Consider the following 19,596-nt stretch of genomic DNA (forward strand, 5'->3'; position numbering starts at 1 on the left):
CGCAACCCTCAGCGGATCGCCGATTGCAGTTGCAGTCGGCGCAGGCGTTCCTGCGCCAGGCTGGCGGCGCGGGAACCGGGGTACTTGCTGACGACCTGCTGCAGCGTGGCCTTGCCGGCGTCGGCCTGCTTGAGCTCGAGCTGGCTGTAACCGACCTTGAGCAGCGCGTCGGGCGCCTTCTCGCTCTGCGGGAACTGGCTCAGCAGCCGCTGGAAGGCCTCCAGCGCCACCGGGTAGTTCATCGTCACGTAGTAGGACTCGCCAAGCCAGTACCACGCGTTCGGCGTGAGGGCGTTGTCCGGGTACTGCTGGATGAAGCTGCGGAAGCCGCGCGAGGCCTGCGCGTAGTCCCCGCCGCGCAGCGCCGTGAAGGCCGCATCGTAGGCGGCCTGGGCGTTGGCGTCGGGGGCCGCGGCGGGCGCACTGCCCGCGCTGGCCGGTGCCGCGGACGCGGCCGGAGCCACGCTGGCAGGCGCCGGCGTGTTGGTCGCGGCGGTGCCTGCCGCGGCCGGGGCGCCGGCGCCCGCGGCCGGAGTGTTCGTGCCGGCGCCGTTGCCCTCGAGGCGGCCCAGCCGCGAGTCGAGGTCGATGTACTGCGCCTTGCTCTTGTCCTGCATTTCCTGCAGCTGGTGCTGCAGTTCCTCGACCTGGCCCTGCAGCTGCTGCACCTGCGACTGCAGTTGCTGCACCTGGTTGACCAGACTGGTGCCGCCCTGGTTCTGCGCCTGCGCCTGCTGCTCCAGCCGCGCGACGCGATCGGCGAGGCTGAGGCGGGAATCCTGCGCCAGGGCCGGAACGGCGACGAGCATGGCGGACGCGAACGCGCCCGCCATGCCGAGCCTGGCCGTGAAACGCTTAGCCAGTGCGGTCTTCATCACTTCGCCGTGTAGACGATCTCGACGCGACGGTTCTTGCTCCAGCAGTCCTCGTTGTGCTCGCGGCACACCGGCTTTTCCTTGCCGTAGGAGATCACTTCGAGCTGGCTGGCCGAGCCGCCGTTCGCCTGCAGCGCGTCGGACACGGCATTGCCGCGGCGCTCGCCCAGGCCGAGGTTGTACTCGCGGGTGCCGCGTTCGTCGGTGTTGCCTTCCAGGCGGATGTGGGCTTCCGGACGGTCCTGCAGGTACTTGGCGTGGCACGCCATGATCTGCTGGAACTCCGGCTTGATCTCGGTCTTGTCGAAGTCGAAGTACACGACGCGCTGGCGCAGGCAGGCGTCGGTGTCGAGGTCGGCCGGGGTGTACTTGTTGCTCTGCTCGGCCGGCTGGGTCTGCGGCTGCGGCTCCGGCTGGGGCTGCGACTTGACTTCCTGCTTCTTCGAGCAAGCGGCCGCGCCGATGCAGAGCAGGGCGACCAGGGCGACGCGTGCGGTCTTAATCATGGTGACGTTCCTTCAAACGGGGTTGAGTTCCGACAGTCAATAACGATTGCGGTTACGGGACGATTTTCGCCGGTGGTCCGGCTTGTTATGTGATGCTGTAACACCCGGCAGGATGCTTTTTTCTTTCTTGCCGGACGCTTGGCCGAGTGCGGATACCGCATCCGGCCAGATGCGAAACGACGCCGAAGCGTCCTTTCGAGCCCGTTCCATGGGCATCCCGCCGGCACGCCTGCGCGCCCCGACGGGAAAAAGGTTCAACGCTGCCGGTAAGGCCCCCAGGCCGGTTCGCGGACATCCCCGTCGGACAGCACGAGGCGCTGGCGGACCTGGCCATCGGCCGAAACGGCATACAGCACGCCACGGCGGCCCTCCGTGGCCGCGTACAACAGCATGCTGGCGTTCGGTGCAAAGCTCGGGGAGTCGTCAATCGGGCCGGGCGAGATGAAGCGGACCTGCCCACCCAGACTGCGATCCATGATCGCAATACGATACACGTTCCCATTGCCCTGCACCATGGCGATCAGCTTGCCGTCGTAGCTGACGTCGGCATTGGCGTTGTTCTGCCCCTCGAAGCTGATCCGGGTGGGCGCGCCGCCGGTGGCCGGCATCTGGTAGATCTGCGGGCGACCGGAGCGGTCGGAGGTGAAATAGATGCTCTGGCCGTCCGGCGACCAGGTCGGCTCGGTGTCGATCGACAGGCTGTTGGTCAGGCGCGTCTCCTTGCGCGTGGCCATGTCGATCACGAAGATCTCGGGGTTGCCCACGTAGGAGAGCGACACCGCCAGCTTGCTGCCGTCCGGCGACCACGCCGGCGCGCCGTTGATGCCGCGCTTGTGCGAGGCGACCAGTTGGCGGGCGCCGGTAGTGATGTCCTGCACGTACACCTGCGAATTGCCGCTCTCGAAGGAGACGTAGGCGATCTTGCGCCCGTCCGGCGACCAGGCCGGCGACAGCAGCGATTCGCGCGAACGGGCCACCACCTGCGGGTTGTAGCCGTCGGAGTCGGCCACGATCAGCGAATAGGTGGTGTTGTTGCCCAGGCCCACCGCGGTGATGTAGGCGATGCGCGTCCAGAACGCGCCGCGCACGCCGGTGATCTTCTCGTAGATCGCGTCGGCGATCTGGTGGGCGACGCTGCGCAGGTCACCCACCGGGGCCGGCGGCATCGACTGGTTGAGCAGATTCTGCTGCTTGTTGACGTCCCACAGTTCGTATTGCACCTGCACCATGCCGTTGCCGGCGTCCAGTGCGCGGCCGACCACGATGTAGTCCTGCTTGAGCAGGCGCCAGGTGGGGAACTTGATGTCCGCGCCGCGCGAGGGTGATTCGACGATCTCGCTCTTGGCCAGGGCGCGGAACTTGCCGGAGCGGTTGAAATCGTTGCGGATCACGTCGGCGACGTCGGTCGGCAGCGGCGCGCCGCCCTGCTGGGCGAACGGCACCACGGCGATCGGCGTGGCCGTCTTCAGGCCGCCGACGATGTCCACGTTGAGCGACTGCGCGCCGGCCAGGCCGGGGACGAGCGCCACCGCGACCAGGGCGACGAAGGCGAAAATCGATTTCAAATTGCGCATGTAGGACTCACTGCGGCCTGAAGGTAAGGGTCAGTTCGCGCTGGAAAACGCTTTCGAAACCCTTGTAGGGCAAGGTCTTGGTTCGCAACACGGCATTCTCGATCGAGCGCTTGCCCGCGTCGTCGTAAGGGCAGCTGCGATCCACGGTGGCGCTCATCACGTCGCCGCCGGGCAGCTGCACGATATGCACGACACAGGGAACGTTCGGCATGTTATCCGGACGTAACCAATTGGGCGTGACCGCATTCTGAATGGCCGCTGCATACTGGTCGTAGAGGGAGCTGTTCTGGGCGTTGTTGCCGGTCTGCCGCTGGGCCGCGCGCGGCAGGTCGGCCTGGCCCTGGTCCTGGGCGTCCTTCAGGTCCTCCAGCTGCTGCTTGGCCTGTTTGGCGCGGTTTTCCGCCTGCTGGCGCGCGGCGGCGGCCGCGTCCATCTTGGCGAACAGTTCGTCCAGCTGCTTCCTCTGCTCTTCCTTGCGCTTGGCCGCCTGGGCATCCAGTTCGGCCTGGCGCTGGCGCTGCTTCTCCTCCTGCTCGCGCTTGGCCTCCTGCGCCTTCTCCAGCGCCTCGGCGACGATCTTCTCCTGGTCCACCACGTCCGGGTGCTCCGGCGGCGGCGGCAGCGTCTTGATCTCCGGCGGGGGTGTCTGCGGGGTCGGCGGCGGCGGCACGCTGGGCGGCGGCGGCACCGTCGGCACCGGCTTGGCGTTGCGCGTCGCCTTCGGTGGCGGCGCACCGGTGGGACCGATCAGCGTGGCCTCGATCACCGGCCCTTGCAGCTCCAGCGGCTTGGCGCAGGTGATCGGGTTCCAGCTCGCCGGCAGGTGCAGGGCGCTGAACAGGTTCTCGTAGAACGAGCACGGCACGACCGCCAGCGCAAGGAAGCCGACGATGCCCAGATGCAGGAGGGCGGACAGCGCGACCGCCCAGGAGGTGCCCTTACTGTCGCGCATTGCCCGTGCCCGCCTGCGGCGGCTGGCTCATCAGGCCGACCTTGGCGACGCCGGCCTGCTGCAGCTCGGCCAGCACCTGGTAGACGCCGTCGTACTTGCCCTCGCGGTCGCCGGCCACCAGCACGCTGATGTCCGGATTGGCCTTGACGAAGGCACCGACCTTGGCCTTCATGGTCTCGGCGTCCACCGGCTCCTTCTTGGCGTTCTCCAGGGTGAGGTAGAGGTGGCCGTCGGCATCGACCGAGACGATCACCGGGTTCTTCTTGTCCTGCATCGACTTGGCGTTCGCCTGCGGGAGGTTCACGTCCACGTTGGCGTTGAGCATGGGCGCCGTGACCATGAAGATGATCAGCAGCACCAGCATCACGTCGATGTAAGGCACGACGTTGATCTCGGACTTGAGCTTCATGCGCTTGTGGCGCGCGGCGCTTCGCATGGCCATGGTCGAGCCCTCAGGCCACTTCGTCGGTCTGGATCTGCCGCTGCAGCACCGAGGAGAACTCCTCCTGGAACACCTCGTAGCGCGAAGCGACGCGCTCGACCTTGTTGGCGTAGCGGTTGTACGCCCACACCGCGGGGATCGCGGCGAACAGGCCCATGGCGGTGGCGATCAGCGCCTCGGAGATGTGCGGCGCGACCGCCGCGATGGTGACGTCCTTGACCTCGCCCAGGCCCTGGAACGCGCCCATGATGCCCCACACGGTGCCGAACAGGCCCACATACGGGCTGATCGAGCCGACGTTGGCGAGGAACTCCAGGTTGCGCTCGAGCAGGCCGATCTCGCGCGTGCCGGCCACGCGCATGGCGCGCTCGGTGCCCTCCATCACCACGCGCATGTCGTTGTTCTTGCGCTGGCGCTGGCGGGCGAATTCGCGGAAGCCGGACTCGAAGATGGTCTCCATGCCGCCGTTGTCGGCACCGCGCCCGCTGACCTCGCGGAACAGGCCGGCCAGGTCGCCGCCCGACCAGAAGCGCTCCTCGAACGCCTCGGCGTTCTCCATCGCCGCCTTCATCTGCGAGTACTTGCGGATGATGATGACCCACGACAGGAAGGAGAACACCAGCAGCAGCAGCATCACCAGCTGCACGGGCAGGCTGGCCTCGGCGACCAGCTTGAAAATGTTCAATCCACCGTTCATGGCTTGGGGGCTCTCCGGATGCGCAGGGTCTTCAAAGGTCGAGGCCGGGGATGAGGTCGGCCGGAATCGGCGCCGGGCGCATGCGGCGGAGGTCCACGCAGGCGACCCGCACCTGGGCGCGGACCAGCTCCGTGCCGTCCGCCCGGCCGATCGCTTGACCGAACAGGATACTGGCTGCACGCCACTCTTTGACGTCGACCGTCACCGACAGTTCATCATCCAGCAGGGCCGGCCGCAGGAAGTCCAGCTGCATCGAGCGCACCATGAAGGCCAGGCCGGTGGCCTCGCGCAGCGCCGACTGGTCCACCCCGTGGGCGCGCAGCCACTCGCTGCGGGCGCGCTCCAGGAAGCGCAGGTAGCTGGCGTGGTAGACCACCCCGCCGGCGTCGGTGTCTTCCCAGTAGACGCGGACGGGCCAGGTGAAGGGGGACGGAGGGTTGACGGGCACTCGGGGCTCCTTCGGAGAACGGGGCAAGGGACGAGGGGCGGATAGCGGGGATCAGGCCGCGACACCCGGCCGGCCGGGAGCCGCTCCGACTGGCGCGCTCGCCCTGCCCTACTGCCCGCTCTCGAACATGTCCCCCATCATCGCCTGCCGCGGCGGCGGCGTGCGGCCAAGGTGGCGCCAGGCCCTGGGGGCGGCCATGCGCCCGCGCGCGGTGCGGATCAGGAAACCCTGCTGGATCAGGTAGGGCTCGACCACGTCCTCCAGCGTACCGCGGTCCTCCGACAGCGCGGCCGCCAGGGATTCCACCCCCACCGGGCCGCCGTCGAAGGCGTCGATGATGGTGGCGAGCAGGCGCCGGTCCAGCTCGTCGAAGCCCTCGGCGTCGACCTTCAGCATGTCCATCGCCGCCTGCGCCGCCTGGGGGGTGATCCGTCCGCCCGCGCGCACCTCGGCGTAGTCGCGCACGCGGCGCAGCAGGCGGTTGGCGATGCGCGGGGTGCCGCGCGAGCGGCGGGCGATCTCCGCCGCCCCGTCGATCTCGCAGTCGATGCCCAGGATGCGCGCCGAGCGGCGCACGATCGCCGTGAGCTCGTCCGGCGAGTAGAACTCCAGCCGCTGCACGATGCCGAAGCGGTCGCGCAGCGGCGCGGTGAGCAGGCCGGCGCGGGTGGTCGCGCCGATCAGCGTGAACGGCGGCAGGTCGAGCTTGATCGAGCGCGCGGCCGGGCCCTCGCCGATCATGATGTCGATCTGGAAGTCCTCCATCGCCGGATAGAGCACCTCCTCCACCACTGGCGACAGGCGGTGGATCTCGTCGACGAACAGCACGTCGTTCTTCTCGAGGTTGGTCAGCAGCGCCGCCAGATCCCCGGCACGTTCCAGCACCGGGCCGGAGGTCGAACGCAGGTTGACGCCCAGCTCGTTGGCGATCACGTGCGACAGGGTGGTCTTGCCCAGGCCGGGCGGGCCGAAGATCAGCACGTGGTCCAGCGCCCCGCCGCGCCTGCGCGCCGCCTCGATGTAGATCGACAGCTGCTCGCGCACCGTCTGCTGGCCCAGGTACTCGTCCAGGCGCCGGGGGCGGATCGAGGCCTCCAGCGCCTCGTCGTCGAGCTGGGCGGCGGAGGTGATGATGCGGGCTTCGGTCATGCCGGGATTATGGCGGACGGACGCGAGGAACGGGCGGGTCCGGGCAACATCGGGTTCCTCGCGACCGGGGCGGCCCGGGCAAGCGCGCGCTACCGCATCCGTCCCCTCCCCGTTTCCCGCCTCGTCAGATCTCCACCTGGGCCCCCAGCTCGATCAGCCGGTTGCCGGGAATCTGGAAAAACGCGGTGGCGGGCAGCGCGTTGCGGGCCAGGAACGCGAACAGCTTGTCGCGCCACAGCGCCATGCCGGGACGATGCGCGTCGGCGACGATGGTCTCGCGCGAGAGGAAGAAGGTCGTGTCCATCAGGTCGAACGGCAGCCCCTCCCGGCTGCACAGCGACAGCGCCTGCGGGATGTTGGGGTCCTCGGCGAAACCGAAGCGCAGCTCCAGGCCGTAGAAGCCACCGTCCATCGGGGTGATCTCCACGCGCTCGTCGGCCTCGGCCACCGGCGTCTCCAGGATCTTCACCGTGAGCATCACGTTGCGCTCGTGCAGCACCTTGTTGTGCTTGAGGTTGTGCAGCAGCGCGTGCGGCACCGCCGTGAAGTTGGCGGTGAGGAACACCGCGGTACCCGGCACCCGCAGCGGGGGATGCTCGGCCAGGTTCTGGATGAACGGAGCCAGCGCCAGGCCGCCCTGCTTGATCTCGCGCACCACCAGTTCGCGCCCGCGCCGCCAGGTGGTCATGATGGCGAAGAGCAGCAGGCCCAGCACCAGCGGGAACCAGCCGCCGTCGGGGATCTTCAGCGTGTTGGCGCCGAAGAAGCCCAGGTCGATGCAGAGCATCGCCAGCGTCAGGGGGATCACCACCCCCAGGCTCCAGCGCCACATGCGCCAGGCCACCAGCATCACCAGCAGCGTGTCGATCGCCATCGTGCCGGTCACCGCGATGCCGTAGGCGCCGCCCAGCGCCCGGGAGGAACCGAAGCCCACCACGGTCAGGATCACCGCCACCATCAGCGCGCGGTTCACCCAGGGCAGGAAGATGTGGGTGATCGCCTCGGTCGAGGTGTGGATCACCTGCATGCGCGGCACGAAGCCCAGCTGGATCGCCTGGCGGGTGACCGAGAAGGCCCCCGAAATCACCGCCTGGGAGGCGATCACGGTCGCCGCGGTGGCCAGTCCGATCATCGGGTAGCGTCCCCACTCGGGCACCGAGTGGTAGAACGGGTTCTCCAGCGCCTGCGGGTTGTGCATCAGCAGGCCGCCCTGGCCGTAGTAGTTGAGCAGCAGCGCCGGCATCACGAAGAAGAACCAGGCCGCACGGATCGGAAAGCGGCCGAAGTGGCCCATGTCGGTGTACAGCGCCTCGGCGCCGGTCACGCACAGCACCACCGCGCCCAGCGCGATGAAGGCGATGATCCCGTGCGACATGAAGAAGCGGATGCCGTACCACGGCGACAGCGCCCGCAGCACGTCCGGCGCCTGCACGATGTTCCACACGCCGATCGCGGCGAGGGTCACGAACCACACCAGCATCACCGGCCCGAACAGCGCGCCGACCCTGGCCGTGCCGTGCTTCTGCAGCCAGAACAGGCCCAGCAGCACCAGCACCGCGATCGGCACCACCCAGTGCTCGAGCGCGGGGGCGACCACTTCCAGGCCCTCGACCGCCGAGAGCACCGAGATCGACGGCGTGATCACGCCGTCGCCGAAGAACAGCGACGCGCCGAGCAGGGCCATCAGCATGACCACGCGGCGCGCCTGCGGCGAACCGCCGACCGCGCGCTGGGCCAGCGTCATCAGCGCCATGATGCCGCCCTCGCCGCGGTTGTCCGCGCGCATCACCAGCGTCACGTACTTCAGCGCCACCACGCTGATCAGGCCCCAGGTCACCAGCGACAGGACGCCCAGCACGGTGGCCTCGGACGGGTGCAGCCCGTACTCCGGACGGAACACCTCGCCGATGGTGTACAGCGGGCTGGTGCCAATGTCGCCGAACACCACCCCGATCGCGCCGACGATCAGCGCCGCCTTGCTGCCGTGCAGCTGTTCGGCGGCCTCGACCGGCGGCTGTCGGTTATGCGTCGTATCGTTCATCTGTCTCGCTCATGCGCCCAGCGCGGCGCGCAGCGCCTTGCGGATGATGGCCTCGGCGTCGTCGCCTTCGGCCGTGACTTTCTGGACCAGCCGGGTCACCTCGGCCGGCTTGTAGCCGAGCTGCTGCAGGGCCACGGTGGCCTCGCCGGCCGGGTCCAGCGGCGCGCCCGCGCTCCTGCCGGCCAGCCCGGGCAGGCTGACGCCCAGGCCCTCGACGCGGTCGCGCAGCTCGACCACGATGCGCTCGGCGGTCTTCTTGCCGATACCGGGAATCTTGGTCAGCGCGACCACGTCGCCGGCCTGCACCAGGCGCGCGAAGTCGCCGGTGGACACGCCCGAGAGCACCGCCAGCGCGATCTTCGCGCCGATGCCGGAGACCTTCTGCAGATTGCGGAACAGCGCACGCTCGGCCTCGTGCAGGAAACCGTACAGCGCGACGCTGTCCTCCTTCACCGCGTAGTGGGTGAGCAGGGTCACTTCCTTGCCGGTGGGCGGCAGGTCGTAGATGGTGGACATCGGCGCTTCCAGCTCGTAGCCGACGCCGCCGACGTCCACGAGCAGCCAGGGCGGCTGCTTGGAAACCAGGATGCCGCGCAGTCGTCCGATCATCGCCTTCTCCACGCCGTCCGGGGAATGCACACGCGCGCCAGGCTGGCGCGCGTGTGCGCATGGGTCACCGCGATCGCCAGCGCATCGGCCGCGTCGGGCTGCAGCGGCCCCTTGATGCCGAGCAGGACACCGATCATGTGCTGCACCTGGGTCTTGTCGCCGCGGCCGCTGCCGACCACGGCCTGCTTCACTTCCGTCGGCGCGTATTCGTGCACGGCCAGGCCCTGGCTGACCACGGCGCAGATCGCCGCGCCGCGCGCCTGGCCGAGCTTGAGCGCGGAGTCGGCGTTGCGCGCCATGAAGACCCGCTCGATGCCGCATTCGGCCGGGCGGTGCTCCGAGATGATGGCCGCCAGCTCGTCAAAGATGCGTTTCAGGCGCAGCGGGAAGGTGTCCTCGCCGGCCACCGCCAGCGCGCCGTGGAAGACGTGCGTGAGCTTGCCCAGTGCGTCCACGTCGATGATGCCCACGCCAGTGCGCTGGCTGCCCGGATCGATGCCGAGGATGCGGCAGCCGGGCGACAGGGGCCGGGCATGGGAGGCGGACACGGCGGCGGACTCAGGCACGCGGCCGGCGACGGACGAAGGCGCCGGCCCGGAAGCTAGCCATCGCTGGGCAGCAGGGCGTTGTGATAGACCTCGCTCACGTCGTCCAGCGCGTCCAGGCGCTCGAGCAGGTCGGTGAGCGGTTCGATCGCCTCGTCCGGCACCGCCACGCGGTTGTTCGGACGCATGCCCACGCCGGCGTGCGCGGCCACCAGGCCGGCGTCGGCCAGCGCCTGCTGCACGGCCTCGAAGTTCTCCGGCGCGCAGATCACCGTGCTCTCGCCGTGTTCATTGACCACGTCGTCGGCGCCTGCTTCCAGCGCCGCCTCCAGCACGCGCTCCTCGGCCGCCTCGTCGCCGCCGGTGGCGAAGGTGAGTTCGCCGCAGCGGGTGAACTGGAACGCCACCGAGCCGGAGGTACCCAGGTTGCCGCCGTGCTTGGTCAGCGCGTGGCGCACGTCGGCCACGGTGCGGATGGGGTTGTCGGTGAAGCACTCGATGATCATCGCCACGCCGCCGGGACCGTAGCCCTCGTAGCGCAGTTCCTCGCCGGCGCCCTCGGCGCCCGAACCGCGCTTGATCGCGCGCTCGATGGTGTCCTTGGACATGTTGGCGGCCAGCGCCTTGTCCACCGCCGCGCGCAGGCGCGGATTGCCGGCCGGATCGGCGACGCCGGCGCGGGTGGCGACGGTGATTTCGCGGATCAGCTTGGTGAACACCTTGGCGCGCTTGGCGTCTTCGGCGTTCTTGCGACCTTCGATGGAAGGGCCTCTACCCATGGCAGGCAAACCTGAACTGTGAACAAGCGGGCGATTTTACTCCAACCCGGCCTGCGCCCGACAAACCCCGCCAACGCGAGCTGGAGGAGCGAGCTTGCTCGCGATGCGCTTGGTTTTGACCGACGCCAGCGGCGGCCAAGCGAAAAGCACCGCGAGCAAGCTCGCTCCTACTCGGAGGCCGAGCCGTCGGCGAACCGCCCGTGCCGCAGGAAGTGGGCCGCCTGGCGGGCGGCGTCGACGGACAGCAGCAGGCCGGTGTGGCTGGTCTCGACCACGCAGTGGTCGGTCAGGCCGGGCAGCTGCGTCTCGGCCACCGCCACCGTGCCGTCGTGCTCCCCCTCGATGTGCGTCAGCATGGCACCCAGGCCGATCGGCACGCGGCCGGCGACCATGCCGGCCTCGCGCGGCCCTTCCCAGCGTCGCATGCCGTGCTCGAGCAGGTCGCGGTTGTGGCCCAGCAGCGCCTCGCCGCCGTGGCCGAAGCCCGCGAAGCCGCGCGCGGCGGCACTGCCCTTCAGCGGCGAGCCGAGACAGACGATCCGCCCCGGCGGCAAACCGTCGGCCTGTCGGCAGGCCAGCAGGGCCAGCAGCCCGCCCAGGCTGTGACCGACCAGGTGCACCGGTCCCGGCGCGTAGCGCTGCATGCGCTTGCGCAGCCGCTCCAGGATGCGTTCCTGCGGCGCCACCACGCTCATGTAGTCGAAGCGGTGGACGTCGAAGCCGGCAACGGCCAGCCGCCGGTGCAGCACCGCCAGCGCGAAACCGCGCATCCACAGGCCGTGCAGCAGGATGACGTGTTCGGGCATGGGCTGGGGCTAGGCCGGGAACGGGGAAGGGGGGACCGGGAACATGATGTTCGCTGCCAGCTGCGCCCGTTTGCCACCGGGCTTCCAGATCGCGCGGGACGGAGGAAAAACGGGCAGCCTACCGTTCCCCGCTCCCTGCGCCCCGTTCGCCGCCCCGCACCGCCACGTGCAGTTCCTTCAGCTGGGCCTCGGCCACCGGCGAGGGCGCGTCGGTCATCAGGTCCTGCGCGCTGGTGGTCTTGGGGAAGGCGATCACGTCGCGGATCGACTCGGTGCCGGCCATCAGCGCGGCGATGCGGTCGATGCCGAAGGCCAGACCGCCGTGCGGCGGCGCGCCGAACTTGAGCGCCTTGAGCAGGAAGCCGAACTTGGCCTCGGCCTCTTGCGCGCCGATGCCGAGCAGCTCGAACACCGCGCTCTGCATGTCCGGGCGGTGGATACGGATCGAGCCGCCGCCGATCTCGTTGCCGTTGAGCACCATGTCGTAGCCGCGGCTGACCGCGGTCGCCGCGTTGGCCCTGAGATCGGCGATGTCGTCGACCTTGGGCGCGGTGAACGGATGGTGCAGGGCGACATAGCGCTGCTCGTCCTCGTCGTACTCGAACATCGGGAAGTCGGTGACCCACAGCGGCTTCCAGCCCGCCTCGACCAGGCCGCGGTCCTTGCCGACCTTCAGGCGCAGCGCGCCCATGAAGTCCGAAACCGTCTTCCACTTGCCTGCGCCGACGAACACGATGTCGCCGGTCTGCGCGCCGGTGGCGGCCAGCACCGCTTCCAGCGCCGCCTCGTCGAGAAACTTGGCGACCGGCGAGCTGACGCCCGCGCGCCCCTTGGCACGGTCCTCGACCTTGATCCAGGCCAGCCCCCTGGCGCCGTACTTGGCGACGTACTCGGTCAGGCCGTCGATATCCTTGCGCGAGAGCACGGCACCGCCCGGCACGCGCAGCGCTGCCACGCGGCCGGCCGGATCGTTGGCCGGCTCGGCGAACACCTTGAACTCGACGCCCTTGAGCGCGTCGGCCACGTCGGCCAGTTCCAGCGCGATGCGCAGGTCCGGCTTGTCGGAGCCGAAGCGGCGCATGGCCTCGGCATAGGTCATGCGCGGGAACGGATCGGCCAGTTCCACGCCGATCACTTCCCTGAACACGTGACGGATCATCGCCTCGACGAAGTCCTGCACGTCCTTCTCTTCGACGAAGGCGAACTCGAGGTCGAGTTGGGTGAATTCCGGCTGGCGGTCGGCGCGCAGGTCCTCGTCGCGGAAGCAGCGGGCGATCTGGTAGTAGCGGTCGAAGCCCGCCATCATGAGGATCTGCTTGAACAGCTGCGGCGACTGCGGCAGCGCATAGAACTGGCCCGGATGCACGCGGCTGGGCACCAGGTAGTCGCGCGCGCCCTCGGGCGTCGCCTTGGTCAGGATCGGCGTCTCCACGTCCTGGAAGCCGCGCGCATCCAGGTAGCGGCGCAGCGCCTGCACCAGCCGGATGCGGGTGCGGATCATCTGCTGCATCTGCGGCCTTCGCAGGTCGAGGTAGCGGTAGGTCATCCGCAGGTCCTCGTTCGGGCTCTCGTGCAGCGCGAAGGGCAGGTCCTTCGCCGCGTTGAGCACCTCGACGGTGTCGGCCAGCAGCTCGACCGTGCCGGTCCTGAGCTTGTCGTTGACCGCCAGGCGCTCGCGGATCGTGCCGGTAACCTTCAGGCAGTACTCGTTGCCGACTCCGCCAGCTACCGCGAAGGCATCCGCGTTCTCGCGCTCGACCACCACCTGGGCGATGCCCTCGTGGTCGCGCAGGTCGATGAAGGCGACGTGGCTCTGCAGGCGGATCGTGTTGACCCAGCCGCACAGGGTGACGGTCCGGCCGACCAGCGACTCGTCGATGAGGCCGCAGTAGTGCGTGCGCATAGGTAGGGGAAACTCCGGGAGCGTGGTGCCGAAAGGCGTGCGAACGGGCGATTTTAGCATCCGCCGCGGCGCCTCGCGGCACCGCCGAATCCCGGACGCCCGCGCAGGAGCGAGCTTGCCCGCTCCTGCATTCGGGCCCGGGAATCAGCTCGCGCCGGCGGCGGCCTTGCTTTCGCTGGCCGGCGCAGGTGCCGGCGCGGGGGCGGCGGCCTTGGCCTCGCCGTCACCGGCCAGGTTGCGCTTCTTGTCGCCATCCTTCTTGAAGTCGGTCTCGTACCAGCCGCTGCCGGCGAGACGGAACGAGGGCGCGCTCACCCGGCGCTGCACGCGCGGCGCAGCGCAGGAGGGACAGTCGGACGGGTCCGGGTCGGACACTTTCTGCAGGCGGTCGAAGCGGTGGCCGCACTGGGCGCATTCGAACTCGTAGATGGGCATGGCGTGAAGACTCCGGGCGCAGGGCCCCAAATTCATCTGCTGCGCATTATCGAGTCGTCCGTCGCGATTTCAATGCCGCGCCCGCCTTGGCAGGAGCCGGGCGTGCGGAGTAGCCTGCCCCGAGGCTCGCGCGGCATTCGCCTCGCCCGCGGGGCACGCGCGGATTGGACATCCATACGTCCGCCGGACACCTTCGGACCCTCTCCCTCGCCACAGGAGTTCCCGTGAAGCACTCGCACCGCCTTCCCCGCCTGGCCCTGCTTCCTGCGGCCTTGCTGCTCGCCTGCACCGCCGCGCAGGCGCAGGACACCGCCCCGGCCACGAAGAACGCCAAGAACCTGGGCACCGTGATCGTCACCGGCACGCGCGCCGACAACCGCACGGAAAACAGCTCGTTGACGCCGGTCGACGTGGTGTCCGCGCAGTTGCTCAAGCAGACCGGCACCTCGGAACTGGCCACCGCGCTGGGGCGGGTGATCCCCTCGCTCACCTTCCCGCGCCCCTCCGCCGCCGACACCGCCGACTCGCAGCGCCCGGCGCAGCTGCGAGGTCTGTCGCCGGACCAGGTGCTGGTGCTGGTGGACGGCAAGCGCTGGCATCCGGGCGCGATCATCCTGACCAACGGCGTGCTGGGCCGCGGCTCGCAGGCGGTGGACCTCAACACCATTCCGATCGACGCGATCGATCACATCGAAGTGCTGCGCGACGGCGCCTCGGCACAGTACGGCTCCGACGCCATTGCCGGCGTGATCAACGTGGTGCTGAAAAAGGGCGCGCAGGGCGGCGACGTGAGCCTGTCCGGCGGACAGTACTCGGCCGGCGACGGCCGCCAGTGGCAGGGCACCGCCAACGCCGGCATCCCGCTGTCGGACGCCGGCTGGATCCGCTTCACCGCGCAGGCCGGCCACCAGGACTACACCAACCGCGCCGGCCCCAACCGCCTGCGTCCGCAGGACGGCATCACCCAGCGCTACGGCGATCCGGCGGTGACCGACCGCAATTTGATGATGAACGGGCAGTACGACCTCGGCGGCGCGCAGCTCTACGCGTTCGGCCACTACGGCAAGCGCGACACCATCTCGCCGGCGTTCTTCCGCAACCTGGACAACAAGAACGCGGTGCCCTCGATCTACCCCAATGGCTACCTGCCGCTGGAGAACGCCGACTCCACCGACCGTTCGCTGGTGGCGGGCGTCCGCGGCAAGACCTCCGGTGGCTGGCGCTGGGACGTCAGCGGCAACTACGGCGGCAACCGCGTCTCCTACGCCACCTCCAACACGCTCAACCGGGCCTATCTCAACGACTTCGGGACGACCCCGACGCGTTTCCACGACGGCATCCTGGACGCCGCGCAGCAGGCGCTTGACGTGGACATCGCCAAGGACCTCTCGGTGGGCTGGCTGCCGAACGACGTGACGCTGGCCTTCGGCGCCGAATACCTGCGCCAGAGCTACCGCATCCGGGCCGGCGACCTGCCCTCCTACTACACCGGCACCTCAGGCTTCTCCGGCGGCGCCCAGGGCTTCGGCGGCTACCAGCCGGCCAACGCGGGCGGGCACAGCCGCCACGACGTGGCCGAGTACGTGAGCCTGGAAACCAACCTCACTGACCGCCTGGGCGGCTCGCTGGCGGTGCGCCACGAGGACTACTCCGACTTCGGCACCACCACCTCGGGCGCCCTGGCCGGGCGCTTCGACTTCACCGACCGCTTCGCCCTGCGCGGCAGCGCCTCCACCGGCTTCCGCGCCCCGTCGCTGGCCCAGCAGTTCTACTCGTACACCTCGTCGCTGTACTTCGGCGCGGGCAACTCGCTGGGCTTGCCGGCGGGCATCTACAACACCGGCCTGGTGTCCTCGACCAGCCCGATCGCCGCGTTGCTGGGCGGCGAGCCGCTGAAGCCCGAAAAGTCGCGCAACCTCACCTTCGGCGCGGTGTGGAGCCCGGTGGACGGGCTGGACCTCAGCGCCGACGTGTACCAGATCAGGATCCGCGACCGCATCACGCTGTCCAGCACGATCTCGACCACCTCGCCCGCGGTGCGCGACTACCTGGCCGCCAACGGCATCACCAACACCAACTTCAGCGGCATCTCCTACTTCACCAACGCGGTGGACACGCGCACGCGCGGCATCGACCTGGTCGGCAGCTACCTGTTCGACGTGGGCGACGGCGCCAACCTGCGCAGCACGGTGAGCTACAACTACAACAAGAACGAGGTCACCGACGTGCGCCCGAACCCGGCGGTGCTGGATGCGCTGGGCGTGAGCTTCAAGCGCATCGACCGGCGCGACCAGTATGGCCTGCTGGCCGACACCACCCCGCGCAGCAAGCTGATCTTCAACTGGCTCTACACCAACGGCGCCTGGAGCCTGGACAGCACGCTGACCCGCTACGGCAGCTTCACCTCGTACAACTCCACCAACCCGGCACTGGACCAGACCTTCGACCACAAGTGGGTGTTCGACCTCGCCCTCAACTACACGCTCGACCGCTGGGCCTTCACCGTCGGCGCGGACAACCTGTTCGACACCTACCCCGACCGCGTGATTGCGGCGAACGACAACAACGGCACCTTGCCCTACACGGTGTTCTCGCCGTTCGGCTTCAACGGCACCTACGTGTACGGCAAGGTGCGCTACAGCTGGTAACGCCGCAGAGCCACGCCTTGGCCTCCTCTCCCCGCCGGGGAGAGGAGGCGGGGTGAGGGGGTACTCGCGGCTGCGGCGCGTGCTCGCGCCGTCGCGCGATTGGCTCGCCGCCCTGCGCAACGTGCCTGCCGGCACGTTCGCCTGTAGCCGCTTCCGCCGCCACCGGCTGGCCGGCATGTCCACGGCGCTGCTCATGCGTTCGGCGCCCCCTCCCGCGGGGTGAGGGACGGGCGCTCTGGGGTGGCGCTGGTCTTGCGGCCTTGCGGTCTTCCCGCGACCCGGGTTGCCCGTGGGCTCACTGCTGCCGCTTGCCCGGTCGGAGCGAGCCGGCAGCAACCAGCCCACTGACCCAGGGTCGCGCAGGCGCAGCGAGACGCCACCGCGGGTAACCGGACAAACGGCTGCCACCGCAAGCACCCGCCCTGGCAGCCCCCTTCCCAACGAGGGGAAAGGGCATCAACGGCGCAGGCCAATCACCCGCGAAGGGCTAGGCGGCCCGGAAGGCGAGGTGGCCGCCTTGGGCGTCCACCTTGATGGTGCTGCCGGGCGTGAAGCGACCTTCCAGGATCTCCCTGGCCAGCGGATTTTCCAGCTGCTGCTGGATCGCCCGCTTGAGCGGCCGCGCGCCGTACACCGGGTCGAAGCCCACGTTGCCCAGCAGCGCCAGCGCGTCGTCGCCGATGTCGAGCTGGAGGTCGCGCTCGGCCAGGCGCTTCTCCAGGTAGCCCAGCTGGATCCTCGCGATGGCGCGGATCTGCGCCTTCTCCAGCGGCCGGAACACCACCAGCTCGTCCAGGCGGTTGATGAATTCCGGACGGAAGTGCGCCTGCACCACGCCCATCACCGCCGCCTTCATCTTGGTGTACTGCTCCTCGGCGTCGCCGCCCGCGTCGGCTGCGTCCTGGATCATCTGCGAACCGAGGTTGGAGGTCATCACGATCACGGTGTTGCGGAAGTCCACCGTGCGGCCCTGGCCGTCGGTCAGGCGACCGTCGTCCAGCACCTGCAGCAGGATGTTGAACACGTCCGGGTGCGCCTTCTCCACCTCGTCGAGCAGGATCACCGCGTACGGACGACGGCGCACGGCCTCGGTCAGGTAACCGCCTTCCTCGTAGCCGACGTAGCCCGGGGGCGCACCGATCAGGCGGGCGACCGAGTGCTTCTCCATGAACTCGCTCATGTCGATGCGCACCATCGCTTCCTGCGTGTCGAACAGGAACTCGGCCAGCGCCTTGCACAGCTCGGTCTTGCCCACGCCGGTGGGCCCCAGGAACAGGAACGAGCCGTACGGCCGGTTGGGGTCGGACAGGCCCGCACGGGCGCGGCGGATCGCGTCGGACACCGCGCGCACCGCCTCGTCCTGGCCGACCACGCGCTTGTGCAGCGCCTCCTCCATGTGCAGCAGCTTCTCGCGCTCGCCCTCGAGCATCTTGGACACGGGAATGCCGGTCCAGCGCGAGACCACCTCGGCGATCTCCTCGTCGGTGACGCGGTCCTGCACCAGCTTGAACTCCTGCTTCTCGGCGGCCTGCGCGGCGGCGAGCTGCTTCTCCAGTTCGGGCAGGCGGCCGTACTGGATCTCGCTCATCCTGGCGTAGTCCTGCCGGCGCTGGGCCGCTTCCAGTTCCAGCCGCGCGGCCTCGATCTGCTCCTTGATCTTGGTCGCGCCCTGCAGCGCGGCCTTCTCCGACTTCCACACCTCGTTGAGGTCGGAGAACTCGCGCTCGAGCTTGTCGATGTCGCTTTCCAGGTCGGCCAGGCGCTTCTTGGAGGCCTCGTCGGTCTCCTTCTTGAGCATTTCGCGCTGGATCTTCAGCTGCGTGAGGCGACGCTCCAGCCGGTCGAGCTCCTCCGGCTTGGAGTCGATTTCCATGCGGATGCGGCTGGCCGCCTCGTCCATCAGGTCGATCGCCTTGTCCGGCAGCTGGCGATCGGTGATGTAGCGGTTGGACAGCGTCGCCGCGGCGACGATCGCCGGGTCGGTGATCTCCACGCCGTGATGCACCGCGTAGCGCTCCTTCAGGCCGCGCAGGATGGCGATGGTGTCCTCCACGCTCGGCTCGCCCACGAACACCTTCTGGAAGCGGCGCTCCAGCGCGGCGTCCTTCTCGATGTACCTGCGGTACTCGTCCAGCGTGGTGGCGCCGATGCAGTGCAGCTCGCCACGGGCCAGCGCGGGCTTCAACATGTTGCCGGCGTCCATCGCGCCCTCGGCCTTGCCGGCGCCGACCATGGTGTGCAGCTCGTCGATGAACAGGATCACCCGGCCCTCCTGCTTGGCCAGGTCGTTGAGCACCGCCTTCAGGCGCTCCTCGAACTCGCCGCGGAACTTGGCGCCGGCGATCAGCGCGCCCATGTCCAGCGCGAGCACGCGGCGGTCGCGCAGGCCCTCGGGCACCTCGCCCTTGACGATGCGCTGGGCCAGGCCCTCGACGATGGCGGTCTTGCCCACGCCCGGCTCGCCGATCAGCACCGGGTTGTTCTTGGTGCGCCGCTGCAGCACCTGGACGGTGCGGCGGATCTCCTCGTCGCGGCCGATCACCGGATCGAGCTTGCCGCTCTCGGCGCGAGAAGTCAGGTCGATGCAGTACTTCTCCAGCGCCTGGCGCTGGTCCTCGGCGTTCTCGCTCTGCACCTTCTCGCCGCCGCGGACTTTCTCGATCGCGGCCTCGAGGTTCGCCTTGGTGGCACCGGCGGCTTTCAGTGCGGCGCCGACCTCGCCCCTGTCCTCCAGCGCCGCCAGCACGAACAGCTCGCTGGCGATGAACTGGTCGCCGCGCTGCTGCGCGAGCTTGTCGGTGAGATTCAGCACGCGGGTCAGGTCGTTGCCGACGCTGATGTTGCCTTCCTGCCCGCGCACCTGCGGCAGGCGACCGAGGATCTCGCCGACACGCTCGCGCAAAGCCGGCACGTTGACGTGCGCCTGGGTCAGCAGCGGTGCGGTCGAGCCACCCTGCTGGTCGAGCAGCGCCGCCATCACGTGCGCCGGCTCCAGGATGTTGTTGTCGCGGCCGACGGCCAGCGACTGGGCGTCGGCCAGCGCCTGCTGGAAACGCGAGGTGAGTTTGTCCATCCGCATGATCGTGGATTCCTCGGGCAATCGTGGGCGGCCCCCGCCGCGATGCGAACGAGATAGGGGCGTCTCAGCTGCCTTCAAGACGGACGGGGCCACCTGTTCGCCGCAGGG

Annotated in this window: 17 protein-coding genes; 1 reads left to right on the forward strand and 16 read right to left on the reverse strand. The window is 69.1% G+C overall.

Features of this window, described 5'->3' with window-relative positions; translation table 11 throughout:
- Window positions 1–8: 8 nt before the first annotated feature.
- The 15 genes from ybgF to WAT24_RS07190 form a co-directional block, all read right to left on the reverse strand.
- Window positions 9–875, reverse strand: coding sequence for a tol-pal system protein YbgF (gene ybgF, locus WAT24_RS07120; RefSeq protein WP_336807137.1), 867 nt, complete (start codon window positions 873–875; stop codon window positions 9–11).
- Window positions 875–1,381, reverse strand: a complete 507-nt coding sequence (gene pal, locus WAT24_RS07125; RefSeq protein WP_336807138.1) for a peptidoglycan-associated lipoprotein Pal — start codon at window positions 1,379–1,381, stop codon at window positions 875–877. The genes ybgF and pal overlap by 1 nt, the downstream gene beginning before the upstream one ends.
- A gap of 254 nt (window positions 1,382–1,635) precedes the next feature.
- Window positions 1,636–2,955 carry a Tol-Pal system beta propeller repeat protein TolB gene (gene tolB, locus WAT24_RS07130; RefSeq protein ID WP_336807139.1) on the reverse strand — a complete coding sequence of 440 codons (1,320 nt, stop codon included), beginning with the start codon at window positions 2,953–2,955 and terminating at the stop codon, window positions 1,636–1,638.
- 7 nt (window positions 2,956–2,962) lie between these two features.
- Window positions 2,963–3,907 (reverse strand): cell envelope integrity protein TolA, encoded by a 945-nt coding sequence (gene tolA / locus WAT24_RS07135; protein WP_336807140.1) that lies wholly within the window; start codon window positions 3,905–3,907, stop codon window positions 2,963–2,965.
- The gene (tolR, locus tag WAT24_RS07140; RefSeq protein WP_336807237.1) at window positions 3,894–4,343 is read right to left on the reverse strand and encodes a protein TolR; all 450 of its coding nucleotides are present in this window, start codon (window positions 4,341–4,343) and stop codon (window positions 3,894–3,896) included. The genes tolA and tolR overlap by 14 nt, the downstream gene beginning before the upstream one ends.
- 16 nt (window positions 4,344–4,359) lie before the next feature.
- Window positions 4,360–5,046, reverse strand: coding sequence for a protein TolQ (gene tolQ, locus WAT24_RS07145; RefSeq protein WP_336807141.1), 687 nt, complete (start codon window positions 5,044–5,046; stop codon window positions 4,360–4,362).
- A gap of 31 nt (window positions 5,047–5,077) precedes the next feature.
- The gene (gene ybgC, locus WAT24_RS07150; protein WP_425605254.1) at window positions 5,078–5,521 is read right to left on the reverse strand and encodes a tol-pal system-associated acyl-CoA thioesterase; all 444 of its coding nucleotides are present in this window, start codon (window positions 5,519–5,521) and stop codon (window positions 5,078–5,080) included.
- A gap of 81 nt (window positions 5,522–5,602) precedes the next feature.
- A complete protein-coding gene (gene ruvB / locus WAT24_RS07155; protein ID WP_336807143.1) occupies window positions 5,603–6,643 on the reverse strand; it encodes a Holliday junction branch migration DNA helicase RuvB in 1,041 nt (346 codons plus the stop codon).
- A gap of 124 nt (window positions 6,644–6,767) precedes the next feature.
- Window positions 6,768–8,684 (reverse strand): potassium transporter Kup, encoded by a 1,917-nt coding sequence (locus WAT24_RS07160; protein ID WP_336807144.1) that lies wholly within the window; start codon window positions 8,682–8,684, stop codon window positions 6,768–6,770.
- A gap of 9 nt (window positions 8,685–8,693) precedes the next feature.
- Window positions 8,694–9,293: a Holliday junction branch migration protein RuvA gene (gene ruvA, locus WAT24_RS07165; RefSeq protein WP_336807145.1), complete on the reverse strand. Its 600-nt coding sequence runs from the start codon at window positions 9,291–9,293 to the stop codon at window positions 8,694–8,696.
- A complete protein-coding gene (gene ruvC / locus WAT24_RS07170; protein ID WP_336807146.1) occupies window positions 9,290–9,841 on the reverse strand; it encodes a crossover junction endodeoxyribonuclease RuvC in 552 nt (183 codons plus the stop codon). Before ruvC ends, ruvA begins: the two co-directional genes overlap by 4 nt.
- A 53-nt stretch (window positions 9,842–9,894) precedes the next feature.
- Window positions 9,895–10,617, reverse strand: coding sequence for a YebC/PmpR family DNA-binding transcriptional regulator (locus WAT24_RS07175; protein ID WP_336807147.1), 723 nt, complete (start codon window positions 10,615–10,617; stop codon window positions 9,895–9,897).
- A 167-nt stretch (window positions 10,618–10,784) separates the two neighbouring features.
- A complete protein-coding gene (locus WAT24_RS07180; RefSeq protein WP_336807148.1) occupies window positions 10,785–11,423 on the reverse strand; it encodes an esterase/lipase family protein in 639 nt (212 codons plus the stop codon).
- 118 nt (window positions 11,424–11,541) lie between these two features.
- Window positions 11,542–13,326, reverse strand: a complete 1,785-nt coding sequence (aspS, locus tag WAT24_RS07185; RefSeq protein WP_336807149.1) for an aspartate--tRNA ligase — start codon at window positions 13,324–13,326, stop codon at window positions 11,542–11,544.
- A gap of 144 nt (window positions 13,327–13,470) precedes the next feature.
- Window positions 13,471–13,761 carry an FmdB family zinc ribbon protein gene (locus tag WAT24_RS07190; RefSeq protein ID WP_336807150.1) on the reverse strand — a complete coding sequence of 97 codons (291 nt, stop codon included), beginning with the start codon at window positions 13,759–13,761 and terminating at the stop codon, window positions 13,471–13,473.
- A 224-nt stretch (window positions 13,762–13,985) separates the two neighbouring features.
- On the opposite strand from WAT24_RS07190, the gene WAT24_RS07195 reads away from it, so the two are divergent.
- Window positions 13,986–16,409 carry a TonB-dependent receptor plug domain-containing protein gene (locus tag WAT24_RS07195; protein WP_336807151.1) on the forward strand — a complete coding sequence of 808 codons (2,424 nt, stop codon included), beginning with the start codon at window positions 13,986–13,988 and terminating at the stop codon, window positions 16,407–16,409.
- Between the two features lie 487 nt (window positions 16,410–16,896).
- Here WAT24_RS07195 and clpB read toward each other — a convergent pair whose 3' ends face one another.
- The gene (clpB, locus tag WAT24_RS07200) at window positions 16,897–19,488 is read right to left on the reverse strand and encodes an ATP-dependent chaperone ClpB (protein WP_336807152.1); all 2,592 of its coding nucleotides are present in this window, start codon (window positions 19,486–19,488) and stop codon (window positions 16,897–16,899) included.
- Window positions 19,489–19,596: the final 108 nt, after the last annotated feature.

The organism is Fulvimonas yonginensis, assembly GCF_037137055.1.
Lineage (GTDB): Bacteria > Pseudomonadota > Gammaproteobacteria > Xanthomonadales > Rhodanobacteraceae > Frateuria_A > Frateuria_A yonginensis.